We start from the raw sequence: 18088 nt of genomic DNA, 5'->3' as shown, positions 1-18088 counted from the left end.
AATGAAGATCAGAGTATTTGTCAGCATATTTTTAGCGCCCTTATTTATCACCTGCAATGAGTTTGAAGAAATAAATGCAAATATTAATGAACCCACCCGGGTAACGGCAGATGTCCTTTTTCCTGCCGCCATAAGACAGACTATGACCACTATGGTAACGGAATCTTTTTTATTGGGAAATAACATAGCGCAGCTAACTGCCAAAACCCTGAGAACAGAAGTAGATTCGTATAACTGGAATGCCTTTCCAACAGTATGGGAAGGTCTTTTTTCAAGCCTGACCGATGTTTTGAATGTTGAAAAACTTGCAAAAACGGAAGGTAATACTGTTCAGGAAGGAGCGGCTATAGTCTGGAGATGCTACATTTTTGCAACTCTGACCAATGCTTATGGTGATATACCTTACTCGGAAGCTATTAAAGGAGATACGGATAACTTTACACCGGTCTATGATCTTCAGGAAGATATTTATTTAAATCTTTTATCCGAATTGGAACGCGCTGCTTTCCTTCTGGCTTCGGGAAAGGGTTCGGTTGGAGGCGATATTCTGTTTAATGGAGATGTGATAAAATGGCAAAAACTGGCTAATTCTTTAATGTTAAGATTGCTGATGACTGCAAATAATCAACTTCCCGATGCAGCAGAACGGTTTGTCCGCATCGTCAGCAGCGGGAATATTATCAGCTCAAATGAGGATAATGCAGTGCTGACATTTCTGAAAGGAGCTCCGAATCAATTTCCACTCATTCCTCTAAAAACAGGCGATTTTGATGCCGTTGCATTGAGCAGCACATCGTATGCAGTTATGCTCAAATATAAAGATCCCAGATTATCCCGTTATGCCCGCCCCGATAACAACAATTATAACGATCCGGTTTTTTCCGGAGCGATTAACGGCTCGAGTAATGCTAATTGTAACAAAGCAGGATCCCGTCTGGGGGCACAGTATTTTAATGACCCTGCACAGGTCCAGGCCAGTGAACTGGGATTGGAAACCGCTAAGGGTATTATCATGACCTATGCAGAGATTGAATTTCTGTTGGCGGAAGCAGCTGTCCGGGGCTGGATCAATGATCTGCCGAAAAGACATTATTTAATGGGCATAAAGGCATCTATGGAATACCATCAGGTAAACTATACGTCTTATGGATGGACGGACTTTGACGACTTTTATTTTAATTCCGGAGTTGTCTACAATAAACCTGCGGATATCTGGGAACAGAAATGGTTGTCTCTTTATTTTACAGGTTTGGAACCCTATTTCGAATTGAGAAGATGGTATTTTGAAAGTGGTTTCAGCTGGGATGGGATCCCGTTTATGGGCCCGGCTTGCGGAAACCTGAACGGTGATAAATTGCCATTGAGATTTCTGTATCCGGGACAGGAACAAAGCCTGAATTCGGTTAATTATAGAAAGGCAGTGGAAAGAATGGGAGGGGCCGACGATTTTAACGCATCCACCTGGCTGACACAATAATCTAAAATCCCAAGCCTGAAAAATGAAAAAAACGAAAAAATATTTTGATATCTATGCTCCGGTATTCTATCCGTCGGCAGGACTTATTCTTCTTACCATAACATTCGCTCTGCTTATAGGGGAGCCTCTGGAAGAGATTTTATGGAGTATTCAAAGCTGGATTACCGAACATTTCGGATGGTTTTTTATACTGACGGTCAACGTACTCCTGATTTCGGTAATATACTTTGCTTTTGGCAAATTTGGAAAACTGAAGCTGGGCGGAGAGGGGAGCAAACCTGAGTTTAGCTTTTTTGCCTGGCTGGCGATGCTTTTTTCTGCCGGAATGGGAATAGGTTTACTCTTTTTCGGCGTGGCAGAACCTATATCTAATTTTGACATGCCTCCGGTAGATACCGGGGTCCTGACAGAGGAGGCACATAATGCTTTGGTATATACGTATCTGCATTGGGGATTTCATGGCTGGGCAATTTACGCTTTGGTAGGACTTGCCCTGGCATTTTTTAGCTTTAGCAGGAAACTTCCTTTTTCTATCAGATCTGTTTTTTATCCGATTTTCGGTGAAAGGATTTACGGCAGATTGGGAGATGTGATCGATATCTTAAGTGTGGTATCCACTCTCTTTGGTCTCACCGTTTCATTAGGCCTGGGTGCGCAACAGATCACATCCGGACTTAACTATCTCTTCGGTATTCCCAATCAAACCTGGATGCATCTCACACTTATAGGTTTTATTACGGCCGGAGCTACAATTTCTGTGGTATTGGGCCTGAATAAAGGAATACGGGTTCTAAGCAAATTTAATATGCGCCTCGCTGTGATCTTTTTGTTTCTGATGATCATTATCGGACCTACACTGTTTCTTTTAAACGGATTTGTTCAGACCACGGGCGGTTATTTACAAAATATCATAAAATTGGGCACCTGGACGGGAGCTTATACAAATGGAGAATGGCAGAGTAAATGGACATTTGTCTATTGGGCCTGGTGGATCTCCTGGTCACCTTTTGTCGGTATGTTCATTGCCAGAATATCTATGGGACGTACGATAAAAGAATTTGTTCTGGGAGTTTTACTGGCCCCTGCCATTCTTACTTTTTTCTGGATATCTGTTTTTGGGGGATCGGCCCTGTTCCTGGAGATCAATGGTATCGGAGAGCTTTCACAAGCAGTTAAAAGCGATATTTCAACAGCGCTTTTTGCCATGCTCAGAGAGTTTCCTCTTGATTTTATTACCAGTTTTATAGGGATTGTCCTTGTCATTATTTTTTTTGTGACTTCCTCGGATTCCGGTTCCTTGGTCATCGATTATATTACCAGCGGTGGAAAGCTGGATGCTCCGGTGGGGCAGCGGATTTTCTGGGCTCTTTCGGAAGGAGGAGTAGCCGCCGTTCTCTTATTGGGAGGAGGGCTTGTAGCATTGCAAACTGCAGTTCTGAGTATAGGTTTGCCTTTTGCACTGGTTCTGCTTATCATGTGCTATAGCCTTTATAAAGGGCTTTTGGAAGAATACAAAAAACGTAGACAATGAGCAATTAGCAATGAACAATGAACAATTAACAATGAGGGGAAATGAATTATTGGAGGAATATTTTAAACGATTGATAATAAGACGGCTATAAAATGCCAAAATGAAAAAAATATATTCAAAATTTTTCATTTTAAAAGTTTCTTCCTAGGTTTGTCCCGTAAATGAGAAACAGAAACAACAATATCGTCCTTATTAACGTCATTAACATTATCGGTTTTTGATGAGGGGACGGTGTATATAATATTTTAAGAAGCCTTCCTTTTTCGGAAGGTTTTTTTTTGGAATAAAAAGATCATGAAAAGAACGATCCTAACAATTGTCAGTGTCATTATTATTAGCCCGCATCGGGGTTGATAAGCGGTACTTTGATTGTTATAAAAGAACCTGTATCAACCTCCATTGATACAGGTTTTTTCTTTTTTAAAGATTTATTACAAAGCTTGGATATGAAATATTTTTTAATATAAAATACTGATAATCAGTTAATTGAAATCACTATTTAACATTTGAACTTAAAAAGATGAAAGAAAAAGAGTATTAAACAGAATTTAATTGAAATAATTTCGAAGTGCAAAAACTACACTAAACGAAACGTAACATGAAAGATCAACTAATGAATAACAATGAAATTAAACAAGTACAGTCAGAACGTAACACAAGATGCTACGCAACCGGCCGCGCAGGCCATGCTGCACGCTATTGGCTTAACAGCTGAAGACCTTAAAAAACCCTTAATTGGCATCGCCAGTACGGGCTTCGAGGGCAATCCATGTAACATGCATCTCAATGGCCTGGCCAAATACGTTAAAACAGGCGTCCATGAGGAAAATTTGGTCGGGCTTATTTTCAATACCATCGGAGTAAGTGATGGTATTTCTATGGGAACTTCAGGAATGAGGTTTTCCCTGCCTTCCAGAGATGTAATTGCAGATTCCGTAGAAACAGTAGTACAGGGGATGAGCTATGACGGGGTGGTAACCGTTGTAGGTTGTGATAAAAACATGCCCGGAGCCCTGATGGGGCTTTTGAGGCTAAACAGACCTTCTGTATTGGTATATGGTGGAACCATAGCTGCCGGACATCATCAGGGAAAAAAACTGGATGTGGTATCGGCTTTTGAAGCATGGGGGCAGAAAGTAGCCGGTAAGATTACCGAAACGGAATTCAGATCGGTGGTGGAGAAATCCTGCCCCGGAGCCGGAGCATGCGGAGGGATGTATACTGCAAACACCATGGCATCTGCCATAGAGGCCCTGGGAATGGCATTACCCTATAATTCGTCTAATCCTGCCGAAAGTAATGAGAAGAAAGAAGAGTGTACCCAGGCCGGAAGGGCATTGAGGTACCTGCTGGAGAATGATATTAAACCATCGGATATTGTAACCAGAAAATCCCTTGAAAATGCCATCCGGCTTATTACCGTCCTTGGAGGATCCACCAATGCCGTACTTCATTTCCTGGCTATTGCCAAGGCGGCAAATATCGATTTCAGCCTGGAGGATTTTCAGCGTATAAGTGATTCCACTCCCTTTCTGGCAGATCTTAAGCCTAGCGGGAAATACGTTATGGAGGACCTTCATAAAATTGGAGGTATCCCCGCGGTACTGAAGTTTATGCTTATGAATGGAATGCTTCATGGAGAGTGCCTGACCGTAACCGGAAAGACCTTGGCAGAAAACCTTATTGATGTACCCGATCTGGCCGAAGGACAGCAAATCATAAAACCTTTACAGGAGCCGATCAAAAAGACAGGACATATAAGAATACTGTTCGGAAATCTTGCCGAAGATGGTGCAGTGGCCAAAATCACCGGAAAGGAAGGACTTAGCTTTACCGGAAGAGCCAGGGTCTTTGATGGTGAATTCGCTGCCAATGAAGGTATAGGCAAAGGAGAGGTGAAGAAAGGAGATGTGATCGTCATCCGCTATGAGGGCCCCAAAGGTGGTCCGGGAATGCCGGAGATGCTAAAACCGACATCGGCTATTATGGGAGCAGGCCTGGGTAAGGACGTGGCCCTGATCACTGATGGTAGGTTTTCCGGAGGAACTCATGGTTTTGTCGTCGGTCATGTGGCACCCGAAGCCCAGGAAGGAGGCAATATAGCATTGATAGAGAATGGAGATATCATTACCATCGATGCGGAAAAAAATACGATTAACGTGGCTGTTCCGGATGAAGAACTGGCAGCCCGAAAAAAGAATTGGAAACAACCTGAACTCCGTTACAAACGAGGAGTTCTCTATAAATATGCAAAAACCGTTTCATCGGCTTCAAAAGGATGCGTAACCGATGAATTTTAAAAGGAACTGATTATGGAAACCTTAAAAGAGAAAACTGCCAGTACAACTCAGGCAACAACTATAAGGATAAGTGGGGCAGAAGCAGTGATACGCTGTCTTCTTGAAGAAGGAGTAAACCTGGTTTACGGGTATCCGGGTGGAGCTATTATGCCTATTTATGACGAATTATACAAGTTCAGTGATCACCTGCATCACGTACTTACAAGACACGAACAGGGGGCTACTCATGCGGCTCAGGGTTTTGCCCGGGTTACAGGTGAAGTAGGCGTGGCCATGGCCACATCGGGACCGGGTGCCACTAATCTGGTTACCGGCCTTGCAGATGCCCAGATAGATTCAACACCAATGGTGTGTATAACGGGGCAGGTAGCTCGTCAGTTGTTGGGATCTGATGCTTTTCAGGAAACAGATATCGTTGGGATATCCACCCCGGTGACCAAATGGAATTACCAGATTACCAAAGCTTCGGAAATACCGGAGATCATGGCAAAGGCTTTTTACATTGCCAGATCGGGACGCCCGGGGCCGGTATTGATAGATATTACCAAAAATGCGCAATTCGATGAACTGGATTTTTCCTATGAAAAGTGCAATGGCATCCGCAGTTATAAACCGAAACCGGAGATCGACCTCAGTAAAATATCAGCTGCTGCTGAAATGATAAATACAGCCAAAAGACCGATGATCGTTTTCGGTCAGGGAATTATCCTCGGCCAGGCTGAAGAAGAATTGAAAGCGGTTGTCGAAAAGGCCGGGATCCCTGCTGCATGGACCATTCTGGGATTATCCGCTCTGGAGTCAGATCATCCGTTAAATGTGGGTATGGTAGGTATGCATGGGAATTATGCGCCTAACGTACTTACCAATGAATGTGACGTGCTTATCGCACTCGGGATGCGTTTTGATGACAGGGTAACCGGGAACCTAAACACCTACGCCAGGCAGGCCAAAGTGATCCACTTTGAGATCGATCCTGCCGAGATAGATAAGAATGTGAAGACAGATATTGCCGTTCTCGGAGATGTAAAGGAAACACTGGAACTGTTACTTCCGCTTCTTGAGCCTAATTCGCATAATAACTGGCTGGAAGAATTTAAGAAGAAAGATGCTATAGAGTTTGACAAGGTTATCAAAAATGACCTTTTCCCTGAAAAGGAAGGGTTGACCATGGGCGAAGTGCTTGGACAGATAAACAGGGCTTCCAACCACGAAGCGGTGATCGTTTCTGATGTTGGACAACACCAGATGATCGCCTGCAGATATGCCAAATTCAGGCAAAGCAAAAGCAATATCACCTCGGGCGGACTGGGAACCATGGGCTTTGCGCTTCCGGCAGCTATCGGAGCAAAGATGGGAGCTCCCGACAGAGAAGTTGTTGCAATTATCGGAGATGGCGGATACCAGATGACCATTCAGGAACTCGGAACCATTTTTCAGACGAGAACCCCGGTAAAGATCGTGGTGCTTAATAACGATTTCCTGGGAATGGTACGGCAGTGGCAGCAATTGTTCTTCGACAAGAGATATGCCTCTACCGAGCTTACCAATCCCGATTTTGTAACCATTGCACAGGGATATAACATCAATGCCAGACGGGTAACTAAAAGAGAAGACCTTGCAGCTGCCGTAGATGAAATGATCGCTTCCAAAGAAGCGTATTTCCTGGAAGTATGTGTAGAAAAAGAAGATAATGTATTCCCCATGATACCCTCGGGAGCTTCAGTTTCAGATATTAGATTAAGTTAAAGATTATGGAAAAAAAGACATTCACCATTTCGGTTTATTCAGAAAATAACGTAGGCCTTCTCAACAGGATATCAGGGATATTCTTAAAGCGCCACATCAATATAGAAAGTTTAAATGTTTCCGAATCGGAAATTGAAAATGTATTCCGATTTGTTATCGTTGTCCACACCACAGAAAATTGGGTAAAAAGGATCGTCGGACAACTGGAAAAACAGATAGATGTTATCCGGGCCTTCTACCATGTAGATAAGGAGACGATCTATCAGGAGTCGGCAATATTTAAAATATCTTCCGATCTCTTCTTTGACGAAGGGCAGATAGAAACCATTATCAAAGACAGCAATTCGAGTATAGTAAGTGTTTCCCGCGATTTTTTTGTGATCGCAAAGACAGGAAGACGCAGCGAAATACAGGAATTGTATGACGAGTTACAACCTTTCGGGATCATGCAGTTTGTGAGATCGGGAAGGATATCGGTTTCAAAACCCCAGATGAAAATATCATCATTATTACAGGAATTTCAAACAATCACACACTAAAAACACAATAAGAAAATGACTAATTATTTTAACAGCCTGCCATTGCGTTTACAATTGGAACAATTGGGAACCTGCGAATTCATGGAGGCTTCGGAATTTGAAGATGGTGTAAATAAATTAACAGGAAAGAAAATTGTAATTATAGGATGCGGAGCCCAGGGTCTTAACCAGGGATTGAATATGAGAGACTCCGGCCTGGATATCTCTTATGCCCTGCGCAAGGAGGCCATTGAGGAGAAAAGGCAATCCTATAAAAATGCCAGCGGTAATGGTTTTAATGTAGGTACTTTTGAAGAATTGGTGCCTGAGGCAGACGTGGTGTGTAACCTTACTCCCGACAAACAACATACGCATGTGATCAATACGGTTATGCCTTTAATGAAGAAAGGGGCAACTCTTTCGTATTCCCATGGTTTTAATATTGTAGAAGAGGGGATGCAGATCCGCAAGGACCTGACGGTTATTATGGTGGCACCCAAATGTCCGGGAACGGAAGTAAGAGAGGAATACAAAAGAGGCTTTGGGGTACCTACGCTTATTGCGGTACACCCTGAGAACGATCCTAAAGGAGATGGCCTGGAACAGGCAAAAGCTTATGCAGTGGCCACCGGTGGCCACAAGGCAGGAGTTTTGCGCTCTTCTTTTGTAGCCGAGGTGAAATCCGATCTTATGGGAGAGCAAACTATCCTATGTGGCCTGCTTCAGACAGGATCTATCCTTTGCTTTGATAAGATGGTCGAAAAGGGAATTGATCCGGCCTATGCTGCCAAACTGATTCAATACGGCTGGGAAACCATTACAGAGGCCCTTAAGTATGGAGGAATAACCAATATGATGGACAGGTTGTCTAATTCTGCCAAAATAAAAGCTTTTGAATTATCTGAAGAATTGAAGCAGATCATGAGACCGCTCTTCCGGAAGCATATGGATGATATTATGACCGGAAATTTTTCTTCGGGAATGATGAACGATTGGGCTAACAATGATGAAAAGCTACTCGGATGGAGAAAAGCAACCGGAGAAACTGCTTTCGAGCGTACCGAAGCCGGTGAACAAATCATTTCCGAGCAGGAGTATTTCGACAGAGGAGTATTGATGGTAGCTTTTGTAAAATCGGGAGTGGAGCTGGCTTTTGAGACCATGACCGAGGCCGGGATCATTGAGGAATCTGCCTATTACGAATCCCTTCATGAAACGCCGCTTATTGCAAATACTATCGCCAGGAAAAAACTTTTTGAGATGAACAGGATCATCTCGGATACGGCAGAGTATGGCTGCTATTTGTTTGACCATGCCTGTAAACCCCTTCTGGAAGATTTTATGCAGAAGATAGATACGGATGTAATAGGGAAACCATATACGTCTGATAATGCAGTGGATAATAAAGAACTGATCAACGTAAATTATCAGATCAGAACGCATCCTATAGAAGAGGTCGGGGAGTGGCTGAGAGCTTCCATGACCGCCATGAAAAAGGTAGTTTAAGTTCAGGAATGATGGAAACGAATACTTTATATATTCCCAGGTTGGAGGATGTTGAAAAAGCAGCTTCCATCCTGGAAAATATAGTTGATAAAACCCCTTTAATGCAGAACATTACCTATTCCAGACGCCTGGGAGCTAATGTCTTGTTTAAAAGAGAGGACCTGCAGAATGTTCGGTCCTATAAAATAAGAGGAGCCTATAATAAGATCAATTCGCTTTCCGCTGAAGAAAGGAAAAGGGGAATTGTCTGTGCCAGCGCCGGAAATCACGCTCAGGGCGTTGCTCTCTCCTGTAGTGAGCTCGGAATAAAAGGCAGGATATATATGCCGTTTCCGACTCCCAAGCAAAAGGTAGAACAGGTAAAAATGTTCGGGGGAGAGTTTATAGATATTGTATTGTACGGAGATACCTTCGACGATTCATATCAGGCAGCAGTCACCGAATGTGAAGAGGCAGGAAAAAGCTTTGTACATCCGTTTGATGATGAAAAAGTAATAGAGGGACAGGCCACCGTTGGCTATGAAATTATAAGACAGGCTTCAAAACCCATAGATTATGTCTTTGTACCCGTGGGTGGAGGAGGCTTAGCTTCCGGTTTATCCAGTATTTTTAATGTATTATCGCCAAATACCAAAATTATAGGAGTAGAGCCCGAGGGAGCCCCTTCTATGAAAACTTCCCTTGAAAAAGGCACCAATACGAAGCTGGAAAAAATAGAAAAGTTCGTAGATGGGGCTGCAGTTCAGAAAGTGGGAGATAAAACCTTTGAGGTCTGCAAACTATTTCTTCACAATATGGTAACTGTAGCTGAAGGTAAAGTGTGCCAGACCATATTAGATTTGTATAACAAAGATGCTATTGTGGTAGAACCGGCAGGTGCTCTTACAATAGCCGCCCTCGACCAGTTTAAGGAAGAAATTAAAGGAAAAAATGTGGTGTGCGTGCTTAGCGGGAGTAATAATGACATTACCCGAACCGCCGAAATAAAGGAAAGAGCTTTATTATACGCTAAGCTGAAACACTATTTTATTATACGTTTTCCCCAGAGAGCAGGGGCTTTAAAGCAGTTCGTTGCAGAAATACTGGGGCCTGATGATGATATTACTCATTTTCAGTACTCCAAAAAACACAACAGGGAAAACGGACCGGCAGTAGTTGGGATTGAATTGAAAAATCAGGAAGATTTAGTACCTTTAATACAGCGTATGAAATCCCATAAATTTTATGGAGATTATCTGAATGACAAGCCTGATCTCTTTCAGTTTTTAGTCTGATTTGCTGCAATTGAGATGGAAATAAGATCGGGCGATTTTATTTTAATATAGTATAAAACGAAACATAACATATGAGAAACGTGACTAAAACAGAAATTCCTGAGGAATTTCAGATTAAGGAACCTATTGTTCAGGATACTTACCTTATTAACGGGGAGTTGAGAAAATGGAAAGGAACAATGACCGAAGTATACTCCTCCATCCATACGGAAAATGACAAAGGAGAATACGGCCCCACTTTACTGGGATCTATCCCTTATATGTCAGAACCCGAAGCTTTGGAGGCCTTGGATGCCGCATGTGAGGCTTATGACAAGGGGCAGGGGTTATGGCCTACTATGAAAATTGCGGATCGTGTTGCCTGTATGGAAAAATTCGTGGAGGAAATGAAGACCAAACGCGAAGAGGTGGTAAAACTGCTGATGTGGGAAATAGGGAAGAACCTTCCCGATTCCAGGAAGGAGTTCGACAGGACGGTAGAATACATTTACGATACGATCGAGGATTATAAGCAGCTGGATCGCGATAGTGCCAAGTTCGAGAAGCACGGAGGCGTCTATGCCCATATCCGCAGAGGACCCCTGGGAGTAGTACTCTGCCTCGGGCCTTATAATTATCCGCTGAATGAAACTTTTGCCTTACTGATCCCGGCAATTATCATGGGAAATACCACTTTGTTCAAACCGGCAAAGCACGGGGTCTTGCTGATGTCTCCTTTGATGGAAGCTTTTCAGAAGTGCTTTCCTAAGGGTGTGGTAAACATCTTGTACGGTAGGGGAAGACTGGTGGCAGGTCCGGTAATGAAAACCGGAAGAATAGATGTACTTGCTCTGATAGGTAACAGTAAATCTGCTGTAGCCCTTCAGGATCAGCATCCGCATAAAAACAGATTGCGACTGGTATTAAGCCTGGAAGCTAAAAATCCGGCTATTGTATTACCCGATACCGATCTTGACCTGGCGGTTGAAGAATGTATCCTCGGAACATTGTCTTATAACGGGCAACGTTGTACTGCCCTGAAGATCGTATATGTGCATGAAGACATTGTTGAGGAATTCAACAGAAGATATACCCAGGGCGTCGATGCGCTTAAATTCGGGAATCCCTGGGAAGACGGAGTAAAGCTTACCCCGCTGCCGGAGCCCGGAATATCGGACTATATCCAGGAGCTTATAGATGACGCTCTTGCCAAAGGGGCAAAGATCATTAATGAGAAAGGCGGGGAGCGAAGTGAGAATTATATCTTCCCTGCAGTGCTTTATCCGGTTAACAAGGAGATGCGCGTCTTCGAGGAGGAACAGTTCGGCCCGGTGGTCCCTATCCTTCCGTTTAAGAGTATTGAAGAACCTTTAGATGATGTTGCCGATTCTAATTACGGGCAGCAGGTGAGCCTTTTCGGGAGAGATATCAAAACCCTGGCCCCGCTTATCGACAGATTGGTCAACCTTGTTTGCAGGGTAAATATCAACAGCTCCTGCCAGAGAGGGCCGGACGTATATCCGTTTACGGGAAGAAAGGATTCTGCAGCCAGTACACTCAGTGTTCACGATGCTCTGCGATCCTTCTCTATAAGGACTTTCGTAGCTTCTAAAGACAATGATTACAACAATTCGATCATCAATGAATTATTAGATACAAAAGCCTCTAATTTTGTCAGTACAGATTATATTTTATAAGTTTTTTACTTATTCATAATCTATCCAAAAAGCCCTGACTTTTACGTCAGGGCTTTTATCAAAAAACTAACACTAACTGGTATTTAAATAATGGTCGACTGACCAAAATTTATATTTTCCTTATTAATGCAGACTTCATCTTCCGCATTAACAATATAATCTGCAATAAAATCGCCTATTTTCTGTGTTCCGAAGGCACTCTCCGGATCCAGATCCGTAGTAACTATATTCAGGCTTAAGGACTTTTCCACAGCTTCATTGATCGCCTGTGCTTCCTCCTTTAAACCGAAATGTTCCAGCAACATAGCTGCCGAAAGAATGGAAGCTATAGGATTGGCAATGTCTTTTCCTTTTGCCTGCGGATAAGAACCGTGGATGGGTTCGAACAGCGCATTCTCATTTCCTATCGAAGCCGATGCCAGTAAGCCGATAGACCCACCAATAACACTGGCTTCATCAGAAATAATATCACCGAACATATTTTCCGTCAGGATCACATCAAACTGCTTGGGGTTAAGGATAATCTGCATGGCTGCATTATCTACGAACAGATAATCCAGCTCTACATCTTCATAGCTCTTCCCAACATTACTCACTACTCTTCTCCATAAACGGGATGTTTCCAACACGTTGGCCTTGTCTACCAGGGTAAGCTTTTTTCTCCGGCTCCGGGCAGCTTTAAAAGCGAGATGAGCTATCCTTTCTATTTCTTTTTCGGAATATTTACAAAGATCGGATGCAACGGTTCCCGCATCGTTTAATTTCTTATCGCCGAAATAGATCCCACCGGTCAATTCCCTGTAAATAGTGAAATCGGTACCGCTGATGATAGATTCCTTTAAAGGCGATTTATCTATCAGGGTAGGGTAGGCTTTTACCGGGCGGATATTGGTAAACAGACCGAGAGACTTTCTCAAACGTAACAGCCCTTGCTCCGGCCTCACTTTGGCAGAGGGATCGTTGTCGTATTTAGGATCGCCTATGGCTCCGAAAAGAACCGCATCACTGTTTTCACATATATCCAGGGTTTCTTCCGGAAGAGGGTTCCCCGTTTTATCGATGGCGATAGCACCTACCAGCGCCTCCCTGAATTCAAAACTGTGCGAATAAGTTTCGGCTATTGCATTCAATACTTTTATGGATTGGGCCGTAACTTCCGGTCCTATCCCGTCTCCTGCCAATACTGCTATATTTAACTTCATATGCTTTTTACTTCTTATGCTATTGTTTCTTCAAAAGATTTGATCTTGTCTTTTTTGCTGATTAAAAAATCAATATCGTCATAACCGTTTATCAAACAGAATTTTTTGTAGGCGTCTATATCGAAGGATTGTTTTGCATCCGTACCTTCTATAACGATATTCTGATCTTCAAGATCTACAATTACTTCTGTTTCCGGTGAAGATTGTACTTTTTCCAGGAGTTGCTTCAGGAACTCCGGGCTCACCTGCACGGGGAGCAATCCGTTATTAAGGGCATTTCCCTTGAATATATCTGCAAAATAACTGGACACGATCACTTTAAATCCGTAATCCGTTAACGCCCAGGCAGCGTGTTCCCTGCTTGATCCGCAGCCGAAATTATCTCCGGCGATCAATACACTTCCTTTGAATTTTGAATTGTTCAGAACAAAGGTATTATTAGCGGTTTCATCTTTATTGTATCTCCAGTCCCTGAACAAATTATTCCCGAAACCAACTTTGTCGGTCGCCTTTAAAAAACGGGCGGGAATGATCTGATCCGTATCTATGTTCTCTATAGGTAATGGAATTGCTGTAGAGCGTAATTTTGTGAATTTTTCCATCAGTTAAGCTGTTTTGTAATGTCTATTAATTTGCCTTCAACCGCTGTAGCAGCTGCCATGAGAGGACTGGCCAATATGGTCCTGGCACCCTGTCCCTGTCTTCCTTCAAAATTTCTGTTGGAAGTAGAAACACAGTATTCTCCCGCCGGGATCTTATCTTCATTCATTCCCAGACAGGCAGAACATCCCGGTTGCCTCAGTTCAAAACCTGCATCTTCAAAAACGCTTCTGAGACCTTCATCCTCAATTTGCCGGGCAACCTGCTGAGAACCTGGCACAATAAGGGCATTGACATTGTTGGCTTTTCTTTTTCCTTTTATATAATCGGCAACGATCCTGAAATCTTCTATCCTCGAATTGGTGCAACTACCTATAAACACATAGTTGATAGGCTTTTCAACCAAAGATTCTCCTTTTTCAAACCCCATATAACGGAGCGATTTATCAAAAGAGGCATCATTTATCTCGGGGATAGATTCTCCTATTTTAATACCCATTCCCGGATTGGTTCCGTAGGTTATCATAGGAGCTATATCTTCCGCATTAAAGCTGTATTCTTTATCGAAGGTGGCACCTTCATCGGTTACCAGTGTTTTCCAATAGGCCACTTTTTTATCAAAATCTTCACCCTGAGGAGCGAACTCTCTTCCTTTTACATAATCGAAAGTAGTCTGGTCGGGGGCTATCATCCCTCCGCGGGCTCCCATTTCTATACTCATATTGCACACGGTCATCCTTCCTTCCATACTCATATTCTCAAATACATCGCCGGCGTATTCCACAAAATATCCGGTTCCTGCATTTGTTCCCAGTTGCGCTATGATATAGAGGATCACATCTTTTGGAAGTACTCCCTTTTTCAGTTTTCCGTTAACGGAGATCCGCATGCTTTTTGGTTTTGACAACAGCAGACACTGGCTGGCAAAAACCTGAGCCACCTGGCTCGTACCAATACCAAAAGCAATGGTCCCGAAAGCTCCGTGGGTTGAGGTGTGACTGTCACCGCACACGATGGTCATTCCCGGTTGGGTAACTCCCAGTTCGGGAGCTATCACGTGAACGATACCCTGGTATTCATGACCGAGACCATAAAGGGTGACCCCGTGTTTTTTACAATTTTCCGTAAGCATTTCCACCTGCTTTCTGGAGAGGGCATCCTTGATAGGCAGATGCTGATCCTGAGTAGGTACATTGTGGTCTGCGGTAGCTACCACCTGATCCGGCCTGAAGAGCGGAATATTGCGTTGTTCCAGCTCGGCAAAGGCCTGAGGGCTGGTCACTTCATGGATCAAATGCTTATCTATATATAAAATTTGTGGCCCATTCTCTACAGAATCAACCACATGACTATCCCATACTTTGTCAAAAAGAGTTTTCTTCATTCTTTTAAGCGAAATTAATTTCGTTCAACTTACTTTCTTCTACAATAAAATGTATATCGTTATCCATGACCTCTTTTCTTTTATCGGCAAACTTTAAGAACTCCTGATACACGATATCCAGCTGAAGCTTGGTAAGGTCATAACCTACCTTTTTAGCCCTGTAAGCTAATGCAGCTCTTCCGCTTCTGGCAGTAAGAACAATAGCAGATTCGGTTACTCCCACATCTTCCGGATTAATGATCTCGTACGTTTCCCTGTTTTTGATAACCCCATCCTGGTGAATCCCCGAACTGTGAGCAAAGGCATTGGCACCTACGATGGCCTTATTAGGTTGTACAGGCATACACATACTGTTAGAGACCATCAAGCTGGTATCGTAAAGTAATTTGGAGTTGATATTGGTGTCGAGATTCAGATCCGGATGCTGCCTGAGGATCATCACAACTTCTTCGAGAGAAGTGTTCCCGGCTCTTTCTCCGATCCCGTTAATTGTACATTCTATCTGGCGTGCCCCGTTAATAACCCCTGCAATGGAGTTGGCAGTTGCAAGCCCCAGATCGTTATGGCAATGACAGGAGAGAATGGCTTTGTCTATACCTTTTACATTCTCCTTGAGGTATTTTATTTTGGCTCCGTATTCTTCCGGAAGGCAATAACCTGTTGTATCCGGGATATTGAGTACGGTAGCACCTACTTTTACCACAGCCTCACATACTCTGGCCAAAAATTCATTATCTGTTCTTCCTGCATCCTCTGCATAGAACTCTACGTCTTCCACAAAGGATTTGGCATAGGAAACGGCATCAACTGCTCTCTGAATGATCTCCTCCCTGCTGGCATTGAACTTGTATTTTATATGAGAGTCGGAAGTACCTATTCCGGTGTGGATTCTCGGTCTTTTTGCATACCGAAGTGCTTCCGCAGCTACCTCTATATCTTTTTTAACGGCTCTTGTCAGGCCGCAAACGGTAGCGTTTTTGACGATTTTTGAAATCTCACTGACCGAACTAAAATCCCCCGGGCTCGATATAGGGAAGCCGGCTTCTATGATATCTACCCCGAGTTGGTCTAGGCGATCGGCAATAACCAATTTCTGTTCCGTGTTTAATTTACAACCCGGAACCTGTTCGCCATCTCTTAAAGTAGTATCGAAGATCTGAACCTTATCTTTATTCATGATATTTTAAACTAAGTTTCTTTTTTACTCTACGAATTTATATTTTGCAGAAGTAAAAGATAGGTTTCACAAGAGTACATTTACAATGCTTAATTAGTTTTATTTTTATGTAACTCTTTTGTAATCAGTAAGTTAAAAACGAAGCCTTTACAATGACAAATAGCCAGAAAGATACCTTGTTTGTACTGATCAAATCTCTTTCCAAATCGGAAAAGAGACAATTTAAACTCTATGTCGGAAGACTTGGAGTGAATTCTGATGCAAAGTTTTTGGCACTTTTTAACCTCCTGGATAAGATTGATGATTATGATGAAAATCTGATCTTAAAAAGCGGTATTGTAAAGAAGCAACAGCTTTCCAATCTGAAGGCCCATTTGTACAAACAGATCCTTATCAGCCTTCGTTTGAATCCGGTACATCAGAATGTGCGGACCCAGCTGAGGGAGCAGCTGGATTTTGCTACCATTTTATACCACAAAGGTCTGTACAGGCAGAGCTTAAAGATCCTAGACAAGGCCAAATCCCTGGCTGTAGAGAATGAGGAAAAAAATATTGCCTACGAGATCGTAGAACTGGAAAAAGTTATAGAGACCCAGTATATCACCCGTAGTATGGGAGGCAGGGCAGATGAGCTTTCTATTCAGGCAAAGAACCTGAGCATGCAAAATGTTATTACGAGTAAGCTTTCCAACCTCTCGCTTCAGTTGTATGGGATCATGCTCAAAACAGGTTATGTAAAGAACGATATAGAATACAAACAGGTAACCGAGTATTTTAATGCGCGATTACCTCGTTTTGATCCGGACCAGTTGGGATTCAGGGAAAAATTCTGGCTTTACAATGCGCATTTGTGGTACAGTTTCCTTATCCAGGATTTTCTGTCCTGTTATAAATATGCAAGCAAATGGGTAGATCTGTTCTACGAGCACGAACAGATGATCTATCTTAATCCGGTCTTTTACCTGAAAGGAAATCACTATTTACTGGAGTCCTTATTTCTTATAAAATACAAGAGCCAGGTAAAGGAGACCCTTGAAAAGATGGAAAACACACTGAACAGCGATAAGTTCCCGAAAAATGACAATATTCAATCGCTTTCATTTCTGTACACCTATAACAACAAGCTTAATCTGCATTTCCTGGAAGGGACCTTTAGCGAAGGCCTGAATCTGGTAGATGAGATCCTTTTAGGCCTGGAAAGACATAAAGACAGGATAGATGCACACCACGTGATGGTCTTTTATTATAAGATCGGTTGTCTGTACTTCGGAAGTGGTGATAACCGGACCTGTATCGGTTATTTAAAGAAGATCATAGAGAACCGTAACCTCAAGATGAGAGAGGACCTGATGTGTTTCTCAAGGGTGTTGAGCCTTGTTGCTCATTATGAAGCGGGCATGGACTATCATCTGGAGGTACAACTAAAAAGCACCTATAAATTCCTTCTGAAGATGAATGATCTCCACGAAGTGCAAAAGGAGATGATAAAGTTCCTGCGAAACCTGGGGAATATCTATCCGCATGAACTTAAACGCGAATTTGTAAAACTGCACGAAAGGTTAAAGGAATATGAGGACCATCCTTATGAAAAACGTGCATTCCTATATTTAGATATTATTTCATGGCTGGAAAGTAAAATTGAGAATAAACCGGTGGCACAGATTATTCAGGAAAAAGCTAAAGAACTGATCAGATAA

At 42.8% G+C, this 18088-nt stretch carries 13 protein-coding genes; 9 read left to right on the top strand and 4 right to left on the bottom strand.

All coding sequences use genetic code 11. The annotated features are described in order from the left end of the window. Position 1: 1 nt before the first annotated feature. The 8 genes from GWK08_RS10710 (at position 2) to GWK08_RS10675 (ending at position 12028) form a co-directional block, all read left to right on the top strand. Positions 2 to 1477, top strand: coding sequence for a SusD/RagB family nutrient-binding outer membrane lipoprotein (locus GWK08_RS10710; protein ID WP_163607132.1), 1476 nt, complete (start codon positions 2 to 4; stop codon positions 1475 to 1477). A 22-nt stretch (positions 1478 to 1499) separates the two neighbouring features. Continuing rightward, on the top strand, positions 1500 to 3008 hold the full coding sequence (locus tag GWK08_RS10705; protein ID WP_163607131.1) for a BCCT family transporter: 1509 nt from the start codon (positions 1500 to 1502) through the stop codon (positions 3006 to 3008). Positions 3009 to 3631: 623 nt separating this feature from the next. Continuing rightward, positions 3632 to 5308: a dihydroxy-acid dehydratase gene (ilvD, locus tag GWK08_RS10700; RefSeq protein ID WP_163607130.1), complete on the top strand. Its 1677-nt coding sequence runs from the start codon at positions 3632 to 3634 to the stop codon at positions 5306 to 5308. A 12-nt stretch (positions 5309 to 5320) separates the two neighbouring features. Continuing rightward, complete coding sequence (gene ilvB, locus GWK08_RS10695) at positions 5321 to 7054, top strand: biosynthetic-type acetolactate synthase large subunit (RefSeq protein WP_204336042.1); 1734 nt, start codon at positions 5321 to 5323, stop codon at positions 7052 to 7054. A 5-nt stretch (positions 7055 to 7059) separates the two neighbouring features. After that, complete coding sequence (gene ilvN, locus GWK08_RS10690) at positions 7060 to 7593, top strand: acetolactate synthase small subunit (protein ID WP_163607129.1); 534 nt, start codon at positions 7060 to 7062, stop codon at positions 7591 to 7593. A 15-nt stretch (positions 7594 to 7608) separates the two neighbouring features. Then, positions 7609 to 9078, top strand: coding sequence for a ketol-acid reductoisomerase (ilvC, locus tag GWK08_RS10685; protein ID WP_163607128.1), 1470 nt, complete (start codon positions 7609 to 7611; stop codon positions 9076 to 9078). A gap of 11 nt (positions 9079 to 9089) precedes the next feature. Beyond that, positions 9090 to 10352, top strand: a complete 1263-nt coding sequence (gene ilvA / locus GWK08_RS10680; protein ID WP_394352002.1) for a threonine ammonia-lyase IlvA — start codon at positions 9090 to 9092, stop codon at positions 10350 to 10352. Positions 10353 to 10423: 71 nt separating this feature from the next. Beyond that, on the top strand, positions 10424 to 12028 hold the full coding sequence (locus GWK08_RS10675) for an NADP-dependent glyceraldehyde-3-phosphate dehydrogenase (protein ID WP_163607126.1): 1605 nt from the start codon (positions 10424 to 10426) through the stop codon (positions 12026 to 12028). Positions 12029 to 12111: 83 nt separating this feature from the next. On the opposite strand, the gene leuB is transcribed toward GWK08_RS10675, so the two are convergent. The 4 genes from leuB to GWK08_RS10655 are packed head-to-tail and all read right to left on the bottom strand — an operon-like array spanning position 12112 to position 16391. Then, positions 12112 to 13230, bottom strand: a complete 1119-nt coding sequence (leuB, locus tag GWK08_RS10670) for a 3-isopropylmalate dehydrogenase (protein ID WP_163607125.1) — start codon at positions 13228 to 13230, stop codon at positions 12112 to 12114. A 14-nt stretch (positions 13231 to 13244) separates the two neighbouring features. Next, positions 13245 to 13832 (bottom strand): 3-isopropylmalate dehydratase small subunit, encoded by a 588-nt coding sequence (gene leuD / locus GWK08_RS10665; RefSeq protein WP_163607123.1) that lies wholly within the window; start codon positions 13830 to 13832, stop codon positions 13245 to 13247. Beyond that, the gene (gene leuC / locus GWK08_RS10660) at positions 13832 to 15214 is read right to left on the bottom strand and encodes a 3-isopropylmalate dehydratase large subunit (RefSeq protein WP_163607121.1); all 1383 of its coding nucleotides are present in this window, start codon (positions 15212 to 15214) and stop codon (positions 13832 to 13834) included. The genes leuD and leuC overlap by 1 nt, the downstream gene beginning before the upstream one ends. A 4-nt stretch (positions 15215 to 15218) precedes the next feature. Further along, positions 15219 to 16391, bottom strand: coding sequence for a 2-isopropylmalate synthase (locus GWK08_RS10655; RefSeq protein ID WP_163607120.1), 1173 nt, complete (start codon positions 16389 to 16391; stop codon positions 15219 to 15221). Positions 16392 to 16543: 152 nt separating this feature from the next. Here GWK08_RS10655 and GWK08_RS10650 point away from each other — a divergent pair, with 152 nt between their 5' ends. Beyond that, positions 16544 to 18088, top strand: a complete 1545-nt coding sequence (locus GWK08_RS10650; protein WP_163607119.1) for a hypothetical protein — start codon at positions 16544 to 16546, stop codon at positions 18086 to 18088.

The organism is Leptobacterium flavescens (assembly GCF_010671605.1).
In the GTDB taxonomy this organism is placed as follows: Bacteria; Bacteroidota; Bacteroidia; order Flavobacteriales; family Flavobacteriaceae; genus Leptobacterium; species Leptobacterium flavescens.
The sequence above is the reverse complement of the archived record's forward strand: the minus strand, read 5'-3'. Positions and strand labels throughout refer to the sequence as shown.